Here is a 23,782-nt window from a genome sequence, read left to right as displayed (position 1 = left end):
CCCTGTCAAACCCGTGATATCATGGGAGTTCCGCGACGGGCTCCCTCCAGTCGGCGGCCCATATGCTGCGATATCTGAACATCCGGAACCTCGCTGTCATCGAGTCGCTGGAGGTCACACTTCAGCCGGGACTGAACGTCATGACGGGCGAAACCGGCGCCGGCAAGTCGATTGTGGTTGGCGCGGTTGGACTCCTGCTCGGCGACCGCGCTTCTGCGGACGTGATTCGTACTGGCGAAGAAATAGCGATCATCCAGGCGGTATTCGAGCATTCGGGTCGCGAGGTCATTGTCAGGCGAGAGGTCAACGCCCAGGGCCGCAGCCGGAGCTTCGTCGATGGGGTCCTGGTGACGGCCTCGGCACTCAAGGAACTGGGAGCCACGCTCGTCGACCTCCACGGTCAGCACGAACACCAGGCGCTGCTCGATCCGGACGTCCATCTTGATCTGCTCGATCGCTATGCCGGACTCGCCAGTGAGCGCGAGGCTGTGCGGCAGGCGTTTGATGAGTGGACCGCGGCGGGAACTCAACTCGAGCAGTTGCGTCGGGTCGAGCGTGACAAAGAGGCCCGTGCCGAGTTCCTGCGCTTCCAGTTGAGCGAGATTGACCGCGTCAAGCCGGTCATCGGAGAAGACGAGGAACTCGAGACATCCAAGCGGCTTCTCGCGAATGCCGAGAAGCTGAAGCGTTTGTGCGACGAGACCTACCTCCGGTTGTACGACGACGACTTGTCGGTGGTGACCTCGATCGCCGTCGTGTGGAAGCGAGTAGGGGAGCTGGCGCAGTTTGATCCGCGATTCCAGCCGTTCCTCGACAGTCGCGATGCGATCGATGCGCAGCTCGACGAATTGGCGGGGTTCGTTCGCGAATATGGCGCGCACATTGATGCTTCGCCCGATAGACTCGGCGAGGTCGAGGACCGCTTGGCGGCGTTGGAGCGTCTCAAGCGTAAGTACGGACCGACGGTAGGGGAGGTTGTCGCCCGACAGACCCAGTGCGCACAGGAACTGACCATGCTCGAGTCGGCAGCCGAGCAGGTGCAACGGCTGGAAGGTCGTCTTGATTCTGCGGCCAACGCGTACCGCGCATTGGCGGAGTCGTTGTCTCGCGCTCGCCGCGCCCGAGCGGCTGCCTTTGCATCGGCCCTCGAAAAGGAATTGGCGGAACTGGCGATGGAGTGCGCCAGATTCGAGGTTCGCTTCGAACCTCCAGACCCGACCGACGATGGGTGGACGGCGCGAGGCATCGACCAGGCCCAGTTTTTTGTCTCGCCGAACCCGGGTGAGGAATTGCGGCCTCTTGCGCGAATCGCGTCAGGAGGTGAGCTGTCGAGGATGATGCTCGCGTTGAAGACACTGGCCTCGACCGATTCGCCGGGCAAGACGTTGATCTTTGATGAGGTGGATGCCGGCATCGGGGGGAGAGTGGCCGACGTTGTGGGGCAGCGGCTCCAGTCGCTGGGCCGCGAGTTCCAGGTGCTCTGTATCACCCACCTTCCGCAGATCGCCGCCGCCGGGGGCAGTCACTACCGTGTGGCCAAGCTCGTCCGGCAGGGGAGAACCGTCACGTCGATCGAGCACCTCGGCGAGGAGGCCCGTGTCGACGAGCTGGCCCGGATGATGGCCGGCGCGGTCGTCACCGACGGCGCGCGCTCGGCAGCGCGGGAGATGATTGCCGCTCGCGGGGGCGAAAGCGAACGTGGAGCGAAAGGCGAAAGGCGAAAGCGAAAATAGATGTCGCGACGGTACTTGATCGAAACCTTCGGCTGCCAGATGAACTTCCACGATTCCGAGCGCATGGCCGGACTCCTGGAATCGGCTGGTTACGAGCCCGCGTCGGACGTGGCCGATGCGGATGTCGTGATCCTGAACACGTGCACCGTCCGCGAAAAGGCCGCGGACAAGGTCGTGAGCCGCATCGGCGAGATTCGCGCCGAATCGGAACATCTGGGCCGCGAACCGCTAGTGGCTGTCGCCGGGTGCCTGGCGCAGCAGGAGGGATCGGCGCTCTTCAAGCGGGCGCCCTACGTCGATGTGGTCGTCGGCACGCAAGCCGAGAAGCGCCTTCCAATCCTGGTGGACCAGGCGATCGCGACCTCGCACCGGCAGATCGATATCAATCCGTACGACGACGTGTCGTTTCCGCTGGGGATCGCGCGTCGGTCAGACGCGGTGAAGGCCTATGTGACGGCCATTGAAGGGTGCAACGATTTTTGCGCGTTCTGTGTGGTGCCGTACACCCGCGGACACGAGCGAATGAGGCCGAAAGCGGACATCCTCGCCGAGGTGGCGCAAGCCGCCGCGAGTGGCCGAAAAGAGGTCCAGTTATTAGGCCAGATCGTGAACCACTATCAAGCACCAGACGACCCGGCCTGTGACTTCGCGGGCCTGTTGGCCGCCGTCAGCGACGTGACCGGCGTGGAACGAATCCGGTTTGCCAGCCCGCACCCGCGGCACGTGACGCTCCGGCTCGTCGATGCGATCGCGACGCTTCCAAAGGTCTGCAAGCACCTGCACCTGCCGGCGCAATCGGGTTCCACTCGCGTGCTGACGGCGATGCGCAGGCGGCACACCCGCGACGACTACCTCACCTTGGTTGACCAGCTCCGTTCGAAGGCGCCAGGGATTCAGCTTTCGACAGATATGATTGTCGGGTTTCCCGGCGAGACTGAGTCGGACCACGCCGACACGCTCTCGCTCGTGGAACGCGTGCGATTCCACTCCATGTTCTCCTTCAGCTACTCCGAACGCCCGGGCACGTTGGCCGCGAAACGTCTGCAGGACGATGTGCCCGATGACGTCAAGTCGCGGCGCCTTCGCGAACTGCAAAGCCTGCAGAAGGGGATACAGCAGTCGATCCACGACAGCCAGGTTGGCCGGATCTTCGAGGTGCTCATCGACAGTGTCAGCCGGCGGCGCGACACCGAGGTATCCGGGCGAACCACGGGGAATACCGTGGTGAACCTCCCGGGGACGCCGGAGCAGTTGGGTTCCACGATGTCGGTGCTGATTGAGCGCGCTGGCCCGCACAGCCTGTGGGGCCGCGCGGTGTCAAAGACATCTTGACAGGGCAGAATCTGAAGCCTACGTTGTGTCAGCGTGAGATACGTGGTCAGCGGCGTGGCCGCAGGAGACTCCATGCAGATTGAAATGGTGATCAAAGGACTGATGGTCGACCCCATCACCAGCATGCCTATCATCATCCTGCGAGACCGGGACGGAGAGCGGGTTTTGCCCATCTGGGTTGGCGTGTTCGAGGCCAATGCGATCGCTCTGCAAATCGAGAACATCGCGACGCCCAGGCCGATGACCCACGACCTGCTGCGCAACGTGCTGAAGGACCTGAATGCCGCCGTGCAGCGGATTGTCGTCTCCGACCTCAAGGACAATACCTTCTACGCGTTGATCTACGTGCAGTGCGGAGGGGAGGTCGTCGCCATCGATGCCAGGCCGAGCGATGCCATCGCGCTAGCCCTCCGGACACAGGCACCGATCTATGTCGAGGAGTACGTCATCGACCACGCCAAGGCCATCGACTTTTCGCCAGACAAGACCGACTCGAACCGGCTCCAGCGCTGGCTCGAGAGTCTGGATCCAGAGGAACTCGGCAAGTACAAGATGTAGTGTACGCGCCGAAAGCAGGCCCAATTCGTACATTGCTTGACACCCTTTCCGTGGCCCGCCTAGAATGAAGCCGTTTTCGACTGGCCAGTCCACATGATTGTATCGATCGCCAACCAGAAAGGCGGAGTCGGAAAAACGACGACTGCCATCAATCTGGCGGCGGCGCTCGCGCTCCGCGGCAAGCGAACGCTGCTGGTGGACATGGACCCGCAGGCCAACAGCAGCATGTCGTATCTCGACGTGCGCCACACCGAGCTCAGTCTGTACGACGTGATGGCCGACAATGGGTGTCCGCTGGCGTCGATCATCCAAGCCTCAACCGTCCCCAATCTCTCGGTGGCACCCGCCCGGATTGCCTTAGCCAAACTCGAAGCCAAACTGGTCGGCGAACTTGACGCCCATTTCCGGCTGAAGGACAGGATCGAGCCCATCCGGACCGATTACGACGCCATCGTCATCGACTGTCCGCCGACGCTCGGGCTGCTGACGGTCAACGCGTTGGTTGCCTCGACACACCTGCTGGTGCCTATTCAATCGTCCTACTTCGCTCTCGAAGGCACCGACGACCTGCTCGAGACTGTCGAGAAGGTGCGGAGCCGCGCGAACCCAGACTTGCGGTTGCTCGGCGTGTTGATCACGATGCACGATAAGCGCACGGCGCTGGCCCGGGACATCCGGAAGCAGATCAACCAGGTGTTTGGAGAGAAGGTGTTTGCGACGGTGATCAGCAAGAGCGTCCGACTCGAGGAGAGCCCGGCCTACAAGGAGCCTATCTTCAGCTTCGCGCCGGATTCGTCCGGGGCGACCGAATACTACCGGCTGTGTGAGGAGGTCATTGACCGTGTCTAAGCGATCGGGTCTGCCCGAGACCATTCGGATGCGCCACGACGAACACTACGTCGAGACGTTGTCGGCGCCCGCGGGAACGCCGATCGGCCGCCTCGTTGCCATCGACCAGATTGATCCCAATCCTGACCAGCCGCGGCAGACCATGGGCGATCTCTCGGAGTTGATGGCGTCGATTGCCGAGAAGGGGATTCTGGAGCCGCTGATTGTCCGGGCCAGGGGCGGGCGATATCAAATCATCGCCGGCGAGCGACGCTATCAGGCGGCGGTGCAGGTTGGCCTCGCCGAGTTGCCCGTCGTCATCCGAGACGTAGACGAGGACGAGGTCATCGAACTGGCGCTCGTCGAGAACCTCCAACGGAAGGATCTGACGCCGTTTGAGGAGGCGGAGGCTCTGCACGCGGTCGCCGACAAACAGGGATTGACGCACGAGGACCTTGCGAGGAGGCTGGGGAAGTCTCGGACGGCCATTACCGAGACGCTAGCCATCAACAAGATGCCAGAAGAGGTCAAGACGCTGTGTCGGCTGGCAGACATTACGTCTAAGTCATTGTTATTACAGATAGTTAGAGAGTCAGACCCGAGAAAAATGATGGCGCTTGTCGAGCGGATTACCCGCGACGGCGCCGCACCCACGCGTCAGCGAGCCCGCGAGGCGGTCGCCAAACCGAAGCGCGGTCGTCCCAGGGCGTTTACCTTCAACTACAAGGCGCCCACCAAGGCGTTCAAACTGAGGATGACGTTTTCGAAGCATGCGGTTGAACGTTCAGAGATCATTAGCGCGCTCGAACGCATTCTCGACGAACTGCGAAACACCAAGTAGTCGTTGCCGCCTGGATTCCGGCGTTCGCCGGAGTGACGAATCCCACCAGTGGCGCGAGGCCGGATTGAAAGGGAGCGACCAATAGCGACTGGGATTGTTGGGGAGTGCGTGTCGAGCCGAACCCGGATTACCACGTCGCCTAGTTAACATAACATACATTATCGGACGTTGCGGAAATGACTAGACAAACAGGCCTGTTGATGCTCTGTTGATGAAATCACGCCCTCTTTCTGTTGAACCACCTAAACCACCCCGCTGAACCGCCGCTGGTCCAGCCTGTGGTATCGTTCTTCTAACACATTCATGCCGCGACTCATCGACCGCTACATCATCCGCAGCATCGTCAGCCCGTTTCTGATTTCGCTGCTCGTCTTCACCTTCATCCTGATCATGCCGTTCCTGGTCAAGCTGGCCGAGCCGCTCATCGCCAAGGGCGTCGCGGCCGGCACGATCGTGCGGTTGATGGTGACGCTGCTTCCACAGGCGCTCTCGGTAACGATCCCGATGGCGCTGCTGGTCGGCGTGCTGGTCGGCCTCGGGCGCTTCTCCGCCGACCGCGAATGGGTGGCTGTGCAGGCGTGCGGCGTGAGCATCTTCCGGGTCGCGCGCCCGGTCATCATCCTGGCCCTTGCTGGCTGGGCTGTGACCTCCTGGGTCATCATCAAAGCGCTGCCGGACGCGAACCAGGCGTCGAGGGAGATTACCTTCCGGATCGTGGCGCAGCGCACCGAAAGTGAGGTCAAGCCCCGTGTCTTCTTTGAGGATTTCCCGAATCGCGTCCTCTACGTCCGCGACATCCCCAAGGACGGTTCCGGCTGGCGGGACGTGTTCCTCGCCGACACCACGGTAGCCGCCAACCCAGTGGTCTACATTGCTTCGCGTGGCCGGCTCTTCGTCGACCGCGAGAAACGCATGGTCGAGCTCTACTTGGAGGACGGCAGTACGCACACCGGCAAAGCCGGCGCACCAGAGGAATACGATATCTCCCGATTTCAGCAGTTGCACCTGACTCTTGATCCGGAAACGGTCTTTCCGCGTAACGGTCCCCAAAAAGGTGCCCAGGAAATGACCATCACCGAACTGCGGCAACAGGTCGAGGAACTGGCTCGCCGGGGGATTTCGACCCATGCTGAGGTCATGGCCATCCAGCAGAAGTTCTCGATACCAGTGGCGTGCCTTGTGTTCGCGATGATGGGCGTGGCTCTCGGCCTCACCACCAGGCGCGATGGCAAGCTGGCTGGATTCGTTCTCGGGATTGCGGTCATCTTCGTCTACTACCTCTTGTTGACGACGGCGCAGTCTGCCGTGAAGGGCAAGCTGATGGCGGCCTGGCTGGCGCCGTGGGTGCCGAATATCGTCCTGGGAGGCGCGGGGATCGCGCTCCTGCTGGCGCGGGGCGCGACCTTGCGCCGCTGGAGATCCATCGTCGGGAAGCTGACGCGGCTGGCTGGTCGGCTCGGTTCGTTCCGGTGGCTGGCTGTGCTTTCTGGCCGACGACCCGAGGCTGACGACTCCGGAGGATGGGTGCCGCGGGCCAAACGGTCGGCGCGGGGATGGACTCCGCGCGGCGCGACGATCCTGGATGCGTACCTGGGTCGCACGTACCTTGGCGTGTTTGCGGTCACGTTTTCCGGGTTGGTGGCGATCTTCTACGTGTCGACCTTCATTGAGCTCTCAGAAAAACTGTTCAAGGGCCAGGCCACGGTCCAGACGTTGATCGAGTACCTCTACTGGGCCACGCCCCAGTTCGTGTACTTCTGCATCCCACTGGCCGTGCTGATCGGCGGGCTCGTGACCATTGGCCTGCTCACACGCAGCAGTGAACTTGTCGTGATGCGGGCGTGCGGGATCAGCCTGTACCGCACGACGGTTCCGCTGGCGTTGTTCGCGCTGCTGGCGGGCGGGGCGCTGTTCCTGCTCGAGGAACGGGTTCTCGCCCCGTCGAACAAACGCGCGGACGCGCTGCTGCACGTGATTCGGGGCGGGTCGCCACTCACCTTCGACATAGGCAATCGCAAGTGGCTGGTGGCCAAGAACGGCGACATCTACAACTACGTCTTCTTCGATGCGCAGCGGAACGAGCTCGATGTCCTGTCAGTGTTTCGCTTCGCTGGCAAGGCCTGGAGGATACAGAGCCGTTCCTTCTTCCGGACGGCGTCCTTCAGTGGGCACGCCACGGGACGCGAGGACCTGGTGGCCTGGGATGGCAAGGACGGCTGGACGCGCGAGTTCGATCGCCGCGTCGAGGAACGCAGTTTCAGGCCGGTACCCTCCGCCAGCTTCCAGATGGAACCGCCCCAGTTCTTCGTCACCGAGCCAGTGGACGCGGACCGGATGACGTACGGTCAACTCAAGCGCTACATCGCCGAGATGCGGACCGTCGGCTTCAATGTCGTGAAGGACGAGGTGGCCCTGCATCGCAAGGTGTCGTTCCCGTGGGTCACGCTGATCATGATGCTCATCGCGGTGCCGTTTGCCGTGACAACCGGCCGACGTGGCGCGATGTACGGCATCGGGTTGGGTATCGCCCTCGCGGTCGTCTACCGCATCGCCGACAGCGTGTTCGGGGCGCTCGGAACCGGCGGTTTGATCATGCCGATGCTGGCGGCATGGTCCGCCAATATCCTGTTCGCCGCAGTCGCCATCTACTTGCTGCTCACCGTGCGGACCTGATCCCCGCGCTCCGTGCCGAGCGCCTCAATCCAGATCGTGCCTTCGTCGCCGGGTCTGCTGTTGACCGTGTCGATGACGAACAGCAACGAGTCGATCTGGCTGCGGTCGAGCGGTGCCCGCTCGCCTGTTCCAGCCACGCGCATATCAGCCAGCGAGACCGTGACGATGCGCGCCGCCGGCTCCGCATACACCGATCGCGCCCAGCGTCGATCAACGGCCCGGCCTTTGAGGCGAACCTGAACGGACACCCGCAGAGGGCGGCTCGCGCGGATGCTGAAGCGCAACCGGTCGGCATCGTGCAACACGTCGACGACGGACGTGACCATGGCGACAAAGGGACTGGTCGCTCCCCCGTCGGCCAGACGGAATTGGAACCGGCGCTGTGGCGGCGCCGCCCCGGTCGCCACCGCCGTGGCCGTTCCCGTGGATGACAGATCGTGTTCGATCTGCCAGTCGGCCCATGCCGGAAACGGCGTGGCATCGGTCAGTGGCGCCGGACTGTCGACTGGCTCCTGCGGTCTGACACCGACGTAGATCGGGTTGCTCAGGATCCAGGGCATCGCGTGGGTGCCTGATGCGCCGGGCAGTCGCGCCTCGACCCTGAAGATGCCAGGCTGGTCGGTCGCAAAGCGGATCGTCTGGCTCTGTTCTTCCTGCACGACCTTTCCGTTTTTCAGCAGCACCAGCGAGCCACCTGGCGGGATGTTGGCCGACGCCCTCAGCATGACGCCGTGTTCCAGCGGCAGCGCACCTCCCTGCCGCGTCGCCGCCAATCCCGACCAGGCGGCAAACGTGAAACTGGCAGGTGTCGCCAGAGCCGACATCGTGGTGGATACGCGTCCGTTCCTGAGGGCATACACGATCGATTGCGCGTCGTTTGCCGCGTCGCCGGTTGGCGCCGCGTCCACGTCCACACTCAGGCAGAAGGCCCGGAATACCGCCTCGTAGGACGGAAGCTTCAGGTAGAGCGAGTCCTCATCTGGATCGCCCTTACCTCGCAGTCCAAGCCTGGCGTGCGCGTCGCTGGCGGCGAGCGCCACGACGGGCCGTCGGGCGGTGAGGCGGTCCCAGCGATCGAGCACCGTCTGCGGGCGGGTGAATCGCGATACCAGCGTCTCTGCCGGTCGGACGCCATACTGCACGAGGATCGGAAAGAACTGCCACGCCGACATGTCGCGCCACTGCGAGTCGCCGTTCAGCCATTCGATGCCGTCAAACGGCGCGTCCCACTCGTTCCACTTGAGCGAGTCTCTGCCCGAGTCCGGGTGCGCGGCCACACCAAACCCACCGAGTCTCGCCACATCCTCTATGACGTCGCGTGCTTCGCCAGCCAGCCGGTACGGAGGCTTGCCAAGCCCAATCGCGGCGTAGTGGCCATCGGTCGTGCTGATTTCCGTCGCGTCGATGCACAGGACGCGCCCGTAGTACCGGGGCGGCGCTGGCGTGCGAAACGCATCGCCGTGGTCGGTCAGGATCAGGAAGTTCAATCCGGCGCGCCCCGCCGCCGCGGCAATCTCCTCCACCGTTCCCGTGCCGTCAGACGCCCGCGAGTGGATGTGGTACGCGCCGGTCACGACCGGACGGGTCGTCGCGACGACAGGCAACGCGATAGCCGCCGGCGGAAGCGTGACCAGCGACCAGGCGGCCCACCCGCCAAGAGCCACCAGGATGACAATCAATATGCGCTTCACTGCGGGTGTCCTTCTCGCCTTCACCGGCGGGGATGAAACTGGTCGTAGATCGTTCGCAATCGGGATTCGAGTACGTGTGTGTAGATCTGCGTGGTCGACAGGTCCGCATGGCCCAGCATCATCTGGATGGCGCGCAGGTCAGCGCCGCGTTCCAGCAGATGGGTGGCGAACGAATGCCTGAGCACGTGCGGGCTCACGTTCTGGCGCAGATCGGCCTGTCGCGCGTAGGCCTTGAGAATCTTCCAGAATCCCACGCGGCTGAGCGGGCCGCCATGCGTGTTGACGAACAGGCGGGACGTCGACCGTTGGCGTATCAGTCTGGGCCGCCCTTCCTGCTGGTAGCGCCTCACCCACCGGACGGCCTCGTCGCCAATCGGCACGACTCGTTGCTTGTCTCCCTTGCCGGTGCACGTCAGGTAGCCCGCCGACAGGTGGATATCGGCGGCTCGCAGACCCACCAGTTCGGAGACCCGCAGGCCGGTCGCGTACAGCACTTCAATCAGGGCCTTGTCCCGAAGACCTGCTGGCTTCGACGGATCGGGCAGCGCCAGCAGACGATCAACTTCGTCTGGGCTCAGGCACGTCGGCAATGATGGCCAAGGGCGCGCAGCGCGAAGTTCGTCGGCCGGACTGGCCTCGAGACGTCCTTCGCGTACCAGATATCGATAGAATCCCCGTACGGTGGCGACCAGACGCGCGGCCGACCGCGGGGCGAGTTCGTCAGACACCAGGTTGCGAACGAACCGCTCGAGATCCTGCCGGGTCAGCGCGCGAAAGTCTCCACCGTTGGCGGCGGCAAACGCGCCGAGCCTCGCGAGATCGCGGGCATAGTTCTCAACCGTATTGTCCGCCAGACGCCGTTCCACGCGGAGGAAGTCGAGATACTCGTCAAAGGCCCGCGCAGAGCCGCCGTGCTCGCCATCAGGCCGACCACGCGGTTTGACACCCGTACCTGTGGGCGCTAGTATCGGCCGTTGCCGTTTGTGCGTCACGGGGTGTTTCATGCCGCTTCCGTCTAAGTGGCAGCAGTTGCCAACCGAGGCCATCAATCCAGCCAGCCTGGCCATCGACAAGCTTGAGCCCGCCGAAATCATCGACGTGATGCTCGGTGAGGACCGCAAGATGCTGGCGGCCGTTGCGCGCGAGCGTGAGCGTATTGCGCTGGCTGTCGACATTATCACTCAGGCGCTCCGCAAAGGGGGACGCCTCGTGTTTGTTGGTGCGGGCACGAGTGGCCGCCTCGGAGTCCTCGAAGCCGCGGAAATGCCCCCGACGTTTGGTACCTCACCAGACATGGTGCAGGCCGTGATGGCCGGCGGCAAGTCGGCCTTCTTCCGGCCCCGCGAAGGCGCCGACGATCAGTACGAAGAGGGTGCCCGCACGGTGGCGAGAATGCGCCCGAGCCGGCGCGACGCCTTTGTGGGCGTCTCGGCCTCCGGGATGACGCCGTTCGTGCGCGGCGGTCTCGCGTCGGCGCGCCGGGCCGGTGCGCGGATCATCTTCGTCACCTGCGATCCGGCCTCCGAGCTGCAGACGTTCGTCGACATCACCATTGCGCTTGGCGTGGGTCCCGAGGTCATCGCCGGATCGACCCGATTGAAGGCCGCCAGCGCGACCAAGCTCGTGCTGAACATGCTGTCGACCGCCGCCATGGTGCGCATCGGCAAGACGTACGGCAACCTGATGGTCGATGTGCAGTCGACATCGGAGAAGCTGAAGGATCGGGCCATGCGCATCGTCGGCATCGTGACGGGCCTTGATCAGGCTGGCGCCGAGAAGATTCTCAAGCGTGCCCACTGGAACGCCAAGGCGGCCATCGTCATGCAGAAAACCGGGCTGCCGTATGCCAGGTCGTTGTCGCGACTGCGCAAGGCCAAGGGGTTGATGCGCGACGCGCTCGATGAGAATATCGAGAATCGCCTCCGGGGTCTGCTGGACGCTCACGGCTCGACCACCGAATCCACCTGACGTCCTTGAGTCCAGCCATCAGAGAGATCGAGCCGATCCGTCGCGTGATCGGGAACGCGATTACCGCAAGAGTGTTCCCTGCCGCCTCAATCGAGGTCGGCACGGCTGACGAAGTGCTGTGGACCGAGGCGTTTGGCACGCTCACCTACGAGGCGCTGGCTCGCTCCACGACCATCGAAACGGTCTTCGACCTTGCGTCGCTCACGAAAGTCGTTGCCACGGTGACAATCGCCATGCGCCTGGTCGACCGCGGCGTCGTGCAACTCGACTCCCCTGTCCGGTCGTGGGTGGCCGGATGGCAGAACGCCGATCGACAAGCGACGACCATCCGGGATCTGCTCGAGCATTGCGCTGGTCTGCCGGCGTGGATGCCACTATTCGAGACGTGCACCAGCCGGACGGAGTTTGTCGCGGCTCTCGATCGGTGCACGCTGGAGTACGAGCCGCGAACCGCCTCGCTCTACAGCGATCTCGATTTCATCCTGCTGGGATGCGCCCTCGAAGCAGCGGGCGGCGCCACGCTGGACCAACAGCTGACGCGCATCCTCCATGACGTCCTCGGCGACTCCGGGGCGACGGCGCTGACGTATCGGCCGCCGGCCGACTGGCTCGAACGGATCGCCCCGACGCGGGTCGATTCGCGGCGGGGCCGTCTGCTGGTTGGCGACGTCGCCGATGACAATGCCTGGGCGCTTGGCGGGGTGGCGGGCCATGCGGGCCTCTTTGGCACGGCTGGCGCGCTCGGGCAATTTGCTCGTGCGGTGATGGCGTCGCTGAGGGGCGATGAAAACGGAACTCGCCAACTGGCTCGTCAGGCAACGATGCGGACGTTTGTGACGCCCTCTGCGGTTCCGGAAAGTTCACGCGCACTTGGCTGGGACACCATGCGCCCGACCTCTTCGTGCGGAGGCCGGATGTCGCCCGATGCGTTTGGACACACGGGATTCACAGGCACATCGCTCTGGATCGATCCGAGAGTCGGCCTCTACGTCGTGCTGCTCACCAACCGAGTGCATCCGCGGGCGGGCGCGGCCGAACCCATCCAACAGGTCCGGCGCGCAGTACACGACGCTGTCATCGACGCTCTCCTTTGAGAAAATGGGTCTGACCCAATGTTTCAGGCGGACGGTGGAATCCCAGGACCCTGACGGCCGCTACCTGGTTGGCGGCCGCCTCCCTGTCCACGACCTGGCCCTGCGCCGGAACCCGGCATGCCGAAACCACCCTGTTCTCCCCTGCCGCCACGACCTCCGGGTTGGTTCGCACCGCCGCCACGTCCCGGCGCTGCGGTGGGCTGCCAGATGAACTGCCACTCGCTGTACCGCGAGCGGCCATCCAGGATCCTGATCGACTTGTCGGTGCTCTTGCTGGCGACACCGATGACGCCGACTTGGGGTCCCGTGCCGCCTCGTCCGCCCGTGATGCTCATCATGGAGGGCAGTTCACCCTGCCGGCTGCTGGCGACACCGATGACGGCGCCCTGGGACCCCGCGCCGAACGCGCTGGCCCCGCTGCCCGTCTGCAGACCGGTCGTGCCCGACTGACTGCCGCGACCACCAGGCAACGCGAGCGCCGATCCCTGGTACAGAACCTGGAACTCGCCGTCCTCGGTCATCGGGTCCTTGAACTTCTTGCGCAGGAATTTCTGTTCGACCAGCATGTCAAACGACGGCGGGTAGGTATTGGCGAAGCGGCGCTGGAAGAGGCCGATCGCCCTGGTGTACTGCCGGCCGCGGAAGATCAGTTCCTCTTCCTTCTCCCGCTGGATGACTGTTCGCCAGATGGGCATCGCCACACCGATCACAACGCCCATCACGGCAAGTGTCACCAGGAGCACCGCCATCGCGTAGCCGCTCTGGCCAGTGAGTCGCGCGTGCGCGCCCGGCATCATTTCACCACGACGGTCGTCGAGGCGGTCATGGTCTCCCCGGCGGCGTCGGTAACGGTCAGGAGTGCGGAGAAGTTGTCAATCCTGGGGTACACATGCACCACGGATTGGTTGCCCGGTGAAAGTGATCCCTGTGACGTGCCATCCCCGAACGTGATGCTCACGGAGGTGACCGCCGCGCCACCCGCTCCCGGAAACGCGGAATACACGAAGGTGGCCTGGAACCCCGAGACCGTGACGGTGCCAAACGACGCCGTCGGTTGGGTCCTCACGGTGATGATCACCGGATCGGATCTCACCGACCCGCTGGTGCCCCCGGCGACTGATGCGGTGACGCTGGCTCTCACCGTCGTCGTCAGTTGGCCCTGGACTTGTCCATTACTATTCGTGCTCACACCGCTCTGGTCGAGGTTCCCGTTGTCGGTGTAGAAGGTGACCGGGATCCCGGAGAGACGATTGCCGTCGCCGTCACTCACGGTGGCGGTCAACAACGTGGTGCCGCCGATCGAAGGCAATGACGTGGGACTGGCCATCAGGTCGACACGGGCCACGGCCGCGGCGCCCACGCCGACCTTGACGGTCGACGCGAGTTTGGCGCCACCGGATGTCGCGGTGATCTCCGCGACGCCAGATTGCGTGCCCGTCAGCAGTTGCACGGTGGCCTGGCCATTCGTCGTGGTCGCCTGCGCAGGACTGATCGTCCCGAGGGTTGAGAAGAAGGCGACGACGGTGCCATCGTGGACCGGCGTACCGCTCGACTCATTCACCAGGGCGGTGACAGTCACCGAGGCGCTGAGGCCGACCGTCGTGCGGCTCACCAGGAGCGTCAGCGTGCTACTGCTGGGCGCCATCAGCGACGCCTTGCTGCAGGACGCCGTCAGCAGCAGCCCCAACGCGAGTCCGCATGCCTGCAGCCATCGGCTGTGGCGCCGTGCCGTTGTCGGATTCTGTCGTGTCATACCGGCCTGCTCCCTGAGTGCTTCGACTCGCGACGACGGTCGCCTATTCTTACGAAGCGATCCGTTGAACACTGCTCGCTCAGCACGAAGTCCTGAGTGAATAAGTTCGCCAACGAACTTATGAATCGAAGGACTTCGGTCCATCACCATTCCGCATATCGGGTGCCGTCAAGCGCGCTCCGGTCCGAGCCGCTCTTGACGTTATAGATTCCTGGTTCGGCCGACGGATTGCTCGGGTCCGGCTCGGCCTGAACCGTCTGCCACGTGTCGACGGATCCGGTAAACGGGTCTTTCGGAATCTGTCGAAGGTACCCCTCGGTGACCAGCGCGTCGAGCGTTGGCGCGTACTGCTGTTTGTCGGCGTAGTACTGGTCGAGCGCATCGCGCATTCGGAACAAATCCGTATTGAGCACAGCCTCCTCAGCCCGGGTCACGCTGTTGCGGTACTGCGCCATCGCGAGGCCGGCCAGGATCACGATGATCGACACCACAACGAGCAGTTCGATGATCGTGAACCCGGCGGGCCAGGATGCGGCGCGAGCCCGCGACGAGCCGATGCGGCGACGGTCAGTCCCAATCACGATACTTGGTCCCGTCGAGCGCGACGCCCTCGCTCTTCGTGTACACGTCGAATACATTCTGCCGGCCCCACGAACTCGACTTAGGGCTGTCCTGGTACGAGCGCATGCCCCATCCATCGCTGCGAGTCATCGGGTCGAACGGAACGCGCCTCAAGAACTTCAGTTTCCGGCCGGTCATGTCGTTGAGGGGCGTCACGCCCTCAACAAGCGTGTCGAGATCAGCGGGGTACCCCTCGCTGCCGGCTTTCACCTCGATTCCGCCGATCACACCCTGATCGACGGCGTCCTTGTACTTGTCGATCGCCGTCCGGATTTCGCGCAGGGCCCGGTGCAACTCGATTTCCTTCTGTCGCTGAATCGTGACCCGCGCGAGCGGCATCGCCGCCGCCGACAGGATCAGCAGAATCGTCGTGACGACGAGGAGTTCAATGAAGGTGAATCCTCCAGCGCCCCTCGTCCGCCGATTCGCAGCCGCTACTCTCATCGTCATCGCCGATCCCGCCGGGCCTACCGCACCGTCACCGTCGCTGGCACGAATTGGAGGGGAACCGTGGTACCGCCAGGTGCGGTCGCCACGCCGGCCACGGTCAGCGTCGATGTGCCAGCGCCAATCGCGTCGAAGATGATACCCACGACCACACCATCGCCGGATGCCCCCACAGTGTCGTTTGCGCGGGTCAACGTCAGATCAATCCGCCCGGCCGTCTCGTCAATCTTGTGCGCAAAGGTCACCTTCGCTCCGCCCTTCCGCATGAAGTCGCCCTCTTGCGGGAGCCGCACGCGCAAGACGCGTGGGTTGAAGGTGACCGACAAGGTCACGGTGCTCAGTCTCGAGGCCCCGGAGATCGCGAGGGGCACCGTGTACGGCCCACCTGCCACCATCATGGGCGTTGTTGGTGCTCCCACCAGCACTTGCGTCTGCGCTTCCGCCTTGGCGGGCGGCGGCGCTGATGGCGCAGCAGCCGCGGGCGCTACTTGCGGCGGTGGTTGTGCAGGAGGCGCGGCCGCCTGTTGCGCGGGTGGTGCGACGCCCTGTGGTGGCTGTGCGGGGGGTACCGCCGGCGGCGCGGCGGCTGGCTGTGCAGGCACGCCAACGGTTCCGGGAATCGGAGAACTACCGGCCGGAATCACGGCCTTGATGGGCGATCCGGGCGGCCCGGGCACCACGGTTCCTGGCGCGAGGAGGCCTGCTTGAGGCGTCGGCGGTGCGGCGGCCTGAGGCACGATCTCAGGCTCGGTTGTCTGTCCGAGCGTGGGCGGTGGTCCGCTCAGACCCAGATTCTGCTGCGAGCCGATGTAGATCGGCATGAAGTTCTCCTGCGTCAGTTCATGCGTCCGCACGATATGCGGCGTCAGCAGCATCACGATGTCGGTCTGCGCCACCGTGTTGTCGTTTGAGGCAAACAACCTGGACAAGATGGGGATGTGCAGCGTCCCGGGCAATCCCTTGAGCGACGTGCGCTCGTCCTCGCGCAGCAGTCCAGCCAGCAGGTTAGATTCGCCGTCGCGCAGGCGCAGTTTCGTGCCCACTTTTCGCGACGTGAACGATGGCAGGTTCTGCCCCGCGACGTTCCTGTCCGCGCCCTGGGCGCTCACCTCGAGTTTGAGTTCGATGATGACGTCGCCTTCGTACGTCACCCGCGGCTTCAACTCCATGTTGACGCCGATCGACTTGAGCGCGAACGACGTCATCGGGCTGTACGCCGTCCCCCCCGACAGCATTGGAGTGAACGTGGTGCTCGGTACCGGGACTTCCTCGCCGAGGTTCAGGATCAGCGTTTCGCCTTCTGTTCCCCGCAACTGAGGCTTGGCAATGACCTTGGTGTTGGTGTCGGACTCGAGGAACTTGATGAGGCCGGTGGGCACCGCAGCGTAGAAATCGTTGGTGCTCACGCCTTTGGACACTGTGCTGAGATTGAACGGCCCCGGCGTGCTCGTCGTCGTGGTTCCGCTCGTGGTCCCGGCGGCCGGCGCGGATTCCGGAGACAACGTCAGGCCGAGCTGGTACTGGCTCAACTCGAATCCATACTGCTTCGCCCGGCTCCGATTGACCTCGAGAATCTCCACGTCGATGACCACTTCCGCACGCGGCTTGTCGTTGGCCTCGATGATCTTTCCGATAATCTGCAGCATCGGGACCGTCGCCCGCACCAGGAGCACGTTGCTGGCCTTACTTGCGGAGAGCACCGGCTGAATGGTCTGCATGGTCGGCGGATACACTCGCACGATCGTGTTGATGAGCGTCATCAGATCGGTCGGATCGGCGTGCGACAGGTAGAAGGGCTGGACCGCCAGTTCCTCGTAGGCTGGCCGCTTCTGCGCGGTGTCCGGGACGATGATGATGCTGCTTTCGCCGAGCACCTTGTAGAACAGTTGATTGGCGGCAGTCACCTGCTGCAGCGCTTGTTCGAACGAGATGTTCTTCAGGTCGACGCTGTAGAGCCTTTCCTGGAAGTCGCGGTCGAAATTGACGGTGATGCCCGCCACCGCGCCCATCCCGATCAGGAGGTCTCGCAACTGACCGCGGAAGGTAAAGTCAATCGGATCGCGCGACTTCGGATTCAGCATCGGTTCGGCCGGAGCCTTCCGCGCCTTTTCCCGCATCGCCTCGATGGCGGGACGCGGCCGCGCCGCCTCGACGCGATCCCGGATGGTCTGCTCGATCCCGGCGATCTTCCCGCGAGCCTCCTGATTGCCCGGGTGGTATTCGACCACCTTGCGGTATTCCATCAGGGCGACGTCGAGCTGATCCCGCCGCTCCATATCACGTGCCTTGTCGAAGTGGATCTGCGCGGCGGCAATCTGCGCCCGCTCCAGCGCCATCCGGTACTCGACGCGGTTCGGCTGGGCCTGCAGGGCGGCGCTGTAGTAGGACACTGCCATGTCCCAGTCGCCACGCATGGCCGCCTGGCCGCCACGCTGGAAGACGCCGCCTGTCGAACACGCCGTCACAAGCGCGCCGACCACGCAGACGAGGACCATCCCGCGGACCGAGGTCGACGTCCACCGTGTAGTGTGCAGTCTCTGCATGCTCAACATTCCCACGCTCCGTGACAGCCGCGCTTGACAGCCAACTTCTAGCTTCCGGACAGCGGAATCGTCCTGCGGCCGCGGCCGTCCAGGTACGTCATGTCGATCGAATCCTGGCCGATTCGGACGATGCGATACTGCCCTTCGATGACAGATCCTTCGGTCCCGTAATAGACCCCACGGCCGTCGGTGAGCATCGCGATCTTCGTGCCTGCGCCCCTCGAGACCACCCCGATGAACTTCAGCGGTATCGGCGGCGGTGGTGGCGGACCGGCCGACTCGACCGAGCTGGCGACTGGCCGCGGGGCCGATGTCACCGGCAACGCAGTTCCCGCACCCGCGCGTCCTGAACCGGGCCCGTTCGCGGAGAATCGGAACGGATCGCGACCCGTATCGCTTGGCTCTGGTGCCTCTCGGCTCAAGCGCGTCAGGGCGACAACAGGAACCGCCTTCGCCACGCCAGGACGAGGCGATGCACTCTGTTGACCACCCGACGGCGCCATCGTCCCTGACGGCGCGACAGGCGCCGGATCGCCGGCGGACTGCCACCAGATCGTCACCGCCAGGATCGCGATCACGACGGCCAGCGTGACGAGCCGATTTCGACTAATTCCCATGGCTCGCCATCCGGTAGTAGGTCGACAATTCCACCGTCAGGACCAGCGCCGAGCCAGGCTCGGCGCCTTCCGCCAACGCCACGTTGTCGATGACGATGAATTCGCTGGCCGCTTCGATGTCTCTGAGGAATTGGCGAACACTCTCATACTCGCCCTTGAGCACCATCGAGATGGCCAGTCTCGCCAGCGTGATTCCGGCGTCCACCTCGTCCTGCCGCGGCTCGTGGACCTCTTCCAGGCGCCGCTGCGCCTTGAGTTCCGCATCGCGTGCCAGTTGCGTCAGTTTGAGGTACGTCGCCCGCCGGGCGCCGGCGAGATCTGCGGGTAGGAGCTTCGTGTAGAAGCGCCTCAAGTCGTCGGTCGCGCGGGTCCTGCCCGTCATCGTGGCGTTGGCGGTGGCGAATTCTCGTTGCGCGGCGCGCAGGGCCTGCGCGGCGATCTCTGCCTGCTGCTCGCCGGTTTGGACCGAAGCCGACATCGGATACACGACCAGCGCCGCGATCGCGAGGTTGGCCAGCAACGCGACCGCCAGGATCAGCACGACGGCCCGCTTCTCGCGCACGACGCGCCCCAGGAGTCCGCCCGTCATCGCCGCACCGCCTTCGGCCGGGCCGCCCGCGACAGGCCGGGCGTGTACTGTCCTTCGAGCGAGGCCTGCAGCGTGCCATCCTCCCGGACGAACTCCTCGCGTGAGAGCAATCCGGTAAAGGCCGCCGTCTTCTCCAGTTTCTCGATGAAGGTATCAATGCCTTCCGCGTTCTTCGCCACCACCACGACCGACACAGTCATGCCTGCGCCACGATCGATCCGGGGACGCACCGAGGTGATACGGACCGATTCGGGCAGCGTCGTCTCAAACTGGTTGAAAAGCTCCGTCCACGAGAATACGCGCCGATCGATCAGGATGTTGGCCTCATCGGCAGCCGCGATCGTCGAGTCGAGTTCCTTTGGATTGATGGAAGTCCGAAGCCTGGCGGCACGGGTACGCAAGTCGTCGGCCTTCCGTTCGGTGGTCTGGAGCCCCGACTCCAACTGACCAGTCCGGCCCGAGAGGACGGAGAACTGCCACGCGTTGAACGCGGTGGCCCCAACGGCCACGAGCGACACCACTGCCAGCACGACGTGGACCGCGCGCTCATTATAGAAAGGCCGCGTGGACAGGTTGTGTCTGAGCATCTCTAGAAATCCCTGTCCGTGTCGGCGGTTCGCTGCGCAATCGCCAGACCGATTGAGGCCGTCAGGGCATCGGCCAGATCGGGCGGCAGCGACGTGCGATCCGCAAAACTCACGGCCTTCATTGGATCGACCTCTTCGACCGACCTGTCCAGGCGGGTCTCAATGGTCTTGCGTGCTGTCTGCGGGCCGTCGGCCTGTGTGCCGCCGGCCACCAGCACCCGGGTGAATCCCGCGCCGCCGAGGCGATCCTGGTAGAACATGGCCGTCTGGTGCACGAGATCGCCAAGGTTGCCATCGCCCTCGCCGCCACGGTGACGGAAGAAGGCGATATCGCGGCCGCGGTGAATCGCGAGGGCCGCGCCACCCGGGGTCACGTGCACGAGCAGCCAGTCCCCCCTCAGCGCCGGATCGCCGGCGATCACCGCATTGGCGACATTGAAGGTCGCCAGGTCCACCATGCCCGCCGTCGCGCCGGACGCCTGGCAGGCCGCCTCATACTCGCCGATCAGGTCGCGCCGAGCCTGCACGACGACGAATTCCTGGCCGTCGGCCGTCTCCAGGCCTTTGCTGTACGAGATCTGCGACTCTTCGATCCGGAACGGTGCCGCTTTCTTGATCTGGAACCTGATCAACTCGTCCAAATCGGACGTTCGAGCGGGGACCTGCTGGAATCGGACGAACGACACCTTGGCGACACCATCGGGAATGATCAGCGCCACCCGCTTCGGACGGTGCCCCAATTGGTCCCAGACGCGCCGCAGGGCCTCTGTGAGGTCTGCGGGCCGTGCGACGTTCGACGCGTTCAGAGACGGAACCACGGCGCCGGCGGCCAACGGTTCGACCCCGTACCGGGTGACGCGGAACCCGGCTGCGGTGCTGCCAGACACCTCGACGGCCGCCACATGGCGCGGCGTGATGTCGACGGCCACCGCTGGAGGTGGCGTGCGCAGCATGCGTGGCAGTCTCATTCGACGAACGTCACCTTGTTAATCTCGCGCAGTGTCGTGAGCCCCCGCATCACGGTCTCGACGGCGCTCTCCCGCAGAAAGCGCATCCCCTCGTCTCGGGCTTGTTTCTTGATCTCGGACGTGGGCTTGCGTTCGAGAATCATCTCCCGAATCCGGTCCGACAGATCAAGGAGTTCGCAGATGGCCGTGCGCCCTTTGTATCCGGTCCCGCCGCACTCGATACAGCCGGCGCCTTCGTAGAAGACGTGCGACTGCATGCCCACCGGGTCCAGTCCAGACTCCTCGAGCATGGCGCGCGAGATCGTCGCCGGCCGCTTGCAATGCGCGCAGATGCATCGCACCAACCGCTGGGCCAGCACGCAGTTGAGGGCCGACACGAACTGGTACGGTTCGACCCCCATATTGAGGAAGCGACCGAGCACGTCGAGCACGTTGTTCGCGTGAACCGTCGTGAACACCAGGTGGCCGGTCAGAGCAGATTGAATCGCAATCTGTGCTGTTTCCGGATCGCGGATTTCTCCGACCATGATCTTGTCGGGATCGTGGCGCAGGATCGACCTGAGGCCGCGCGCAAAGGTCAGGCCCTTTTTCTCATTGATCGGAATCTGCGTGATGCCCTTCAACTGGTATTCGACCGGATCCTCAATCGTGATGATTTTGTCTTCGGGAGATTTGATCTCGGAGAGCGCCGCATAGAGCGTGGTCGTCTTCCCGCTGCCGGTCGGCCCCGTGACGAGGACCATGCCGTAGGGTTCCGCGATGTACTTGCGGAAGCGTCGCAGTTCGGCCTCGGGGAACCCGAGAATGTCGAGCCGAAGCTCGCTGAACTGCTCGCTGATCGACTCCTTGTCGAGAATGCGGATGACGGCATCCTCGCCATGGACACTGGGCATGATCGACACGCGGAAGTCGATGGTCTTGCCCGGCAGGCGCAACCGGAACCGTCCGTCCTGCGGCACGCGCTTCTCGGCGATGTCGAGTTCGGCCATGACCTTGATGCGCGAGATGATGGCGCTGTGGTGCTGCTTGGCAATCGGCCGGAACGCCGACTGCAGCACGCCGTCAATCCTGTACTTCACGCAGACCGCATCGTCCTGTGTCTCGATATGGATGTCGGAGGCCCGGCGCTGGATGGCGGTGAAGATGGTGGAATCCACGAGCCGAATCATCGGGTTGATGTCGCTCGTCAGCCGCTCGACCGTGAGGTTCTCGTCGCTGGTGTCGTCGTCTTTCAGCAACTGGATCTGGAAGCCTTCCGTGGCTTCATCGAGGACACGCTGGGAACTCTCGCTCTTCTGGAGAATCGATTCAATGGCGGAGTGCGTGCCGACCATCACGCGGAGGGGCGTCGACAGCACGACCTCAAGCTCGTCGAGCACGGCCAGGTCACTCGGGTCGGAGACGACGATGGCCAGCGTGCGGCCGTCGCGGCGATAGGGCACAAAGCCGTATCGCAACATCAGATCGGCCGGGATCGAACGGAACAGATCGTGGTCGATGCGGAAGTGCTCGAGGTCGACGAAGTCCAGTCCGTACCGCTCCGCGAGACGTTGAGCGTGCGCGAGTTCGGCGGCAGGATCACCAGTCGTGTCCGACGTCCGATCGGCGAACAGCTCGCTCGGCGGGGTGGATGGGTTGGTTGAACGGTTCGCGTTCACGATCAGGACACTCCCCTCGCCGCTAGTACCGTGTGCCGACCACGGAACTCAGCTGGAACAGCGGCATGTACAGCGCGAGCAGCAGGCTCGCAATCACCAACCCCATGATGACGAGGAGGGCCGGTTCAATCAAGGCGACAAATCGCGCCAGTTCGGTCTCGACTTCCTCGTCGTAGAAATCCGCCAGGCTCGTGAGCATGTCCTGCAGCGCACCTGTGGCCTCGCCCACCTCGGCCATCTTGATCGCCACTTCGGGAAAGACGCCCCGTGAGGCCAGGGCGCCGGCAAACGGCTCCCCTTCCCGGACCCGTGCGCCGACCACGCGCATCTGTTCTGACAAGTGTTGGTTGCCGCCCGAACGCGCGGCGATATCGATCGCAGTCACCAGCGGCAGGCCGCCTCCGAGCAGTGTGGCGAGCGTCCTGGCCAGCTGAGATGTCGCAAATCGTTGCGCCACCGACCCGATCCAGGGCAACTTGAGCACGGCGCGGTCGAACCGGGTCCGCTGCTCCTTGCGTCCGAGCCAGTTCCACGCGCTGGCGATCGCCACGGCCGCGACGGCGGCGATCAGCACGACGTGATCGCGAATCAGTGCCGATCCCTTCACGATCACCCGGGTGGCGAGCGGAAGCTCCGCGCCGAAACTCGCGTAGAACGACGAAAACTCCGGCACCACTTTCAGCACGATGATGCCGACGACGACCAGCGCGAGCGTGATGAGCACGGCCGGATACACAAGAGCCGAGACCATCCGGCGCTTCACCACTCCCACCATCTTGATGTAGCTCACGTACCGGCGAAGCACGCCCTCGAGGCTACCGCTCTTCTCTCCGGCGAGCAGCGACGCCGTGTACGCGCCCGGAAACAGGTCGCCGTGTTCGGCAAACGCGTCCGAGAGTGAACTGCCGGCTCTGACGCGTTCGTACACCGCATCGAGCACTGACCGGAACGTGGGGTGCACGACACGACTGCGCAGAATATCGAGGGATTGGACCAGGGGCATGCCGGCTTTCAGCAGCGTGGCCAGCTCCTGGTTGAACACGAGGAACTCGCGCGTCGGAATGCGTTTGCGCCGCGCCAGCGCCACGGGCAGCGAGAATCTCCCGAACGCGCTTTTCGGCTGCAGCGCGATGACGCAGAAGCCCTTCTGTTCGAGATCGTGCCGGAGGCCCGACTCGTCGTCGGCCATGTGGAACTGCTCCACGATTTCGCCCGTTTGCGTTCCCAGCCTGCAGCGATATTCCATCGCAACCCATGGAGAGTCAGACAATTAGCGCGATC

At 64.0% G+C, this 23,782-nt stretch carries 21 protein-coding genes; 8 read left to right on the top strand and 13 right to left on the bottom strand.

Going from position 1 to position 23,782, the window contains the following annotated elements; translation table 11 throughout:
* The first annotated feature begins 62 nt into the window (after window positions 1-62).
* From recN to lptF, 6 genes are all read left to right on the top strand, one after another.
* A complete protein-coding gene (gene recN / locus NT151_11000; protein ID MCX6539441.1) occupies window positions 63-1,733 on the top strand; it encodes a DNA repair protein RecN in 1,671 nt (556 codons plus the stop codon).
* The gene (miaB, locus tag NT151_10995) at window positions 1,734-3,065 is read left to right on the top strand and encodes a tRNA (N6-isopentenyl adenosine(37)-C2)-methylthiotransferase MiaB (protein MCX6539440.1); all 1,332 of its coding nucleotides are present in this window, start codon (window positions 1,734-1,736) and stop codon (window positions 3,063-3,065) included.
* A 72-nt stretch (window positions 3,066-3,137) separates the two neighbouring features.
* On the top strand, window positions 3,138-3,623 hold the full coding sequence (locus NT151_10990) for a bifunctional nuclease family protein (protein MCX6539439.1): 486 nt from the start codon (window positions 3,138-3,140) through the stop codon (window positions 3,621-3,623).
* A 93-nt stretch (window positions 3,624-3,716) separates the two neighbouring features.
* Window positions 3,717-4,472 carry a ParA family protein gene (locus NT151_10985; protein ID MCX6539438.1) on the top strand — a complete coding sequence of 252 codons (756 nt, stop codon included), beginning with the start codon at window positions 3,717-3,719 and terminating at the stop codon, window positions 4,470-4,472.
* On the top strand, window positions 4,465-5,292 hold the full coding sequence (locus tag NT151_10980; protein ID MCX6539437.1) for a ParB/RepB/Spo0J family partition protein: 828 nt from the start codon (window positions 4,465-4,467) through the stop codon (window positions 5,290-5,292). The genes NT151_10985 and NT151_10980 overlap by 8 nt, the downstream gene beginning before the upstream one ends.
* A gap of 303 nt (window positions 5,293-5,595) precedes the next feature.
* Window positions 5,596-7,965 carry an LPS export ABC transporter permease LptF gene (gene lptF, locus NT151_10975; protein ID MCX6539436.1) on the top strand — a complete coding sequence of 790 codons (2,370 nt, stop codon included), beginning with the start codon at window positions 5,596-5,598 and terminating at the stop codon, window positions 7,963-7,965.
* Here lptF and NT151_10970 read toward each other — a convergent pair.
* Window positions 7,938-9,656 (bottom strand): hypothetical protein, encoded by a 1,719-nt coding sequence (locus tag NT151_10970; protein MCX6539435.1) that lies wholly within the window; start codon window positions 9,654-9,656, stop codon window positions 7,938-7,940. The genes lptF and NT151_10970 overlap by 28 nt on opposite strands.
* Window positions 9,657-9,676: 20 nt before the next feature.
* Complete coding sequence (xerD, locus tag NT151_10965) at window positions 9,677-10,660, bottom strand: site-specific tyrosine recombinase XerD (protein ID MCX6539434.1); 984 nt, start codon at window positions 10,658-10,660, stop codon at window positions 9,677-9,679.
* On the opposite strand from xerD, the gene murQ reads away from it, so the two are divergent.
* Together murQ and NT151_10955 are read left to right on the top strand one after the other, a co-directional pair.
* Entirely contained in the window at window positions 10,659-11,624 is a 966-nt protein-coding gene (gene murQ / locus NT151_10960) for an N-acetylmuramic acid 6-phosphate etherase (protein ID MCX6539433.1), read from the top strand. The genes xerD and murQ overlap by 2 nt on opposite strands.
* A 5-nt stretch (window positions 11,625-11,629) precedes the next feature.
* Window positions 11,630-12,718, top strand: a complete 1,089-nt coding sequence (locus NT151_10955; protein MCX6539432.1) for a serine hydrolase — start codon at window positions 11,630-11,632, stop codon at window positions 12,716-12,718.
* 23 nt (window positions 12,719-12,741) lie between these two features.
* Here the strand turns inward: NT151_10955 and NT151_10950 are convergent, their stop codons facing one another.
* From NT151_10950 to NT151_10900, 11 genes are all read right to left on the bottom strand, one after another.
* Window positions 12,742-13,512 carry a type II secretion system protein gene (locus tag NT151_10950; protein MCX6539431.1) on the bottom strand — a complete coding sequence of 257 codons (771 nt, stop codon included), beginning with the start codon at window positions 13,510-13,512 and terminating at the stop codon, window positions 12,742-12,744.
* Complete coding sequence (locus NT151_10945) at window positions 13,512-14,471, bottom strand: Ig-like domain-containing protein (protein ID MCX6539430.1); 960 nt, start codon at window positions 14,469-14,471, stop codon at window positions 13,512-13,514. The genes NT151_10950 and NT151_10945 overlap by 1 nt, the downstream gene beginning before the upstream one ends.
* A 143-nt stretch (window positions 14,472-14,614) precedes the next feature.
* Window positions 14,615-15,049, bottom strand: coding sequence for a prepilin-type N-terminal cleavage/methylation domain-containing protein (locus tag NT151_10940; GenBank protein ID MCX6539429.1), 435 nt, complete (start codon window positions 15,047-15,049; stop codon window positions 14,615-14,617).
* Window positions 15,039-15,542 carry a type II secretion system protein gene (locus tag NT151_10935; GenBank protein MCX6539428.1) on the bottom strand — a complete coding sequence of 168 codons (504 nt, stop codon included), beginning with the start codon at window positions 15,540-15,542 and terminating at the stop codon, window positions 15,039-15,041. Before NT151_10935 ends, NT151_10940 begins: the two co-directional genes overlap by 11 nt.
* A gap of 17 nt (window positions 15,543-15,559) precedes the next feature.
* Window positions 15,560-18,082, bottom strand: a complete 2,523-nt coding sequence (locus NT151_10930) for a hypothetical protein (protein MCX6539427.1) — start codon at window positions 18,080-18,082, stop codon at window positions 15,560-15,562.
* A gap of 47 nt (window positions 18,083-18,129) precedes the next feature.
* A complete protein-coding gene (locus NT151_10925) occupies window positions 18,130-18,699 on the bottom strand; it encodes a hypothetical protein (protein MCX6539426.1) in 570 nt (189 codons plus the stop codon).
* The gene (locus NT151_10920) at window positions 18,689-19,288 is read right to left on the bottom strand and encodes a GspMb/PilO family protein (protein ID MCX6539425.1); all 600 of its coding nucleotides are present in this window, start codon (window positions 19,286-19,288) and stop codon (window positions 18,689-18,691) included. The genes NT151_10925 and NT151_10920 overlap by 11 nt, the downstream gene beginning before the upstream one ends.
* Window positions 19,285-19,875 carry a hypothetical protein gene (locus NT151_10915; GenBank protein MCX6539424.1) on the bottom strand — a complete coding sequence of 197 codons (591 nt, stop codon included), beginning with the start codon at window positions 19,873-19,875 and terminating at the stop codon, window positions 19,285-19,287. The genes NT151_10920 and NT151_10915 overlap by 4 nt, the downstream gene beginning before the upstream one ends.
* A gap of 2 nt (window positions 19,876-19,877) precedes the next feature.
* Entirely contained in the window at window positions 19,878-20,843 is a 966-nt protein-coding gene (gene pilM, locus NT151_10910) for a pilus assembly protein PilM (protein ID MCX6539423.1), read from the bottom strand.
* Window positions 20,840-22,456: a GspE/PulE family protein gene (locus NT151_10905; GenBank protein ID MCX6539422.1), complete on the bottom strand. Its 1,617-nt coding sequence runs from the start codon at window positions 22,454-22,456 to the stop codon at window positions 20,840-20,842. Before NT151_10905 ends, pilM begins: the two co-directional genes overlap by 4 nt.
* Before the next feature lie 67 nt (window positions 22,457-22,523).
* Window positions 22,524-23,690, bottom strand: coding sequence for a type II secretion system F family protein (locus NT151_10900; GenBank protein ID MCX6539421.1), 1,167 nt, complete (start codon window positions 23,688-23,690; stop codon window positions 22,524-22,526).
* Between the last annotated feature and the right edge of the window lie 92 nt (window positions 23,691-23,782).

It is taken from the genome of Acidobacteriota bacterium (assembly GCA_026393675.1).
Classification (GTDB): domain Bacteria; phylum Acidobacteriota; class Vicinamibacteria; order Vicinamibacterales; family JAKQTR01; genus JBAXOX01.
This window is presented reverse-complemented; position numbering and strand designations above follow the sequence as displayed.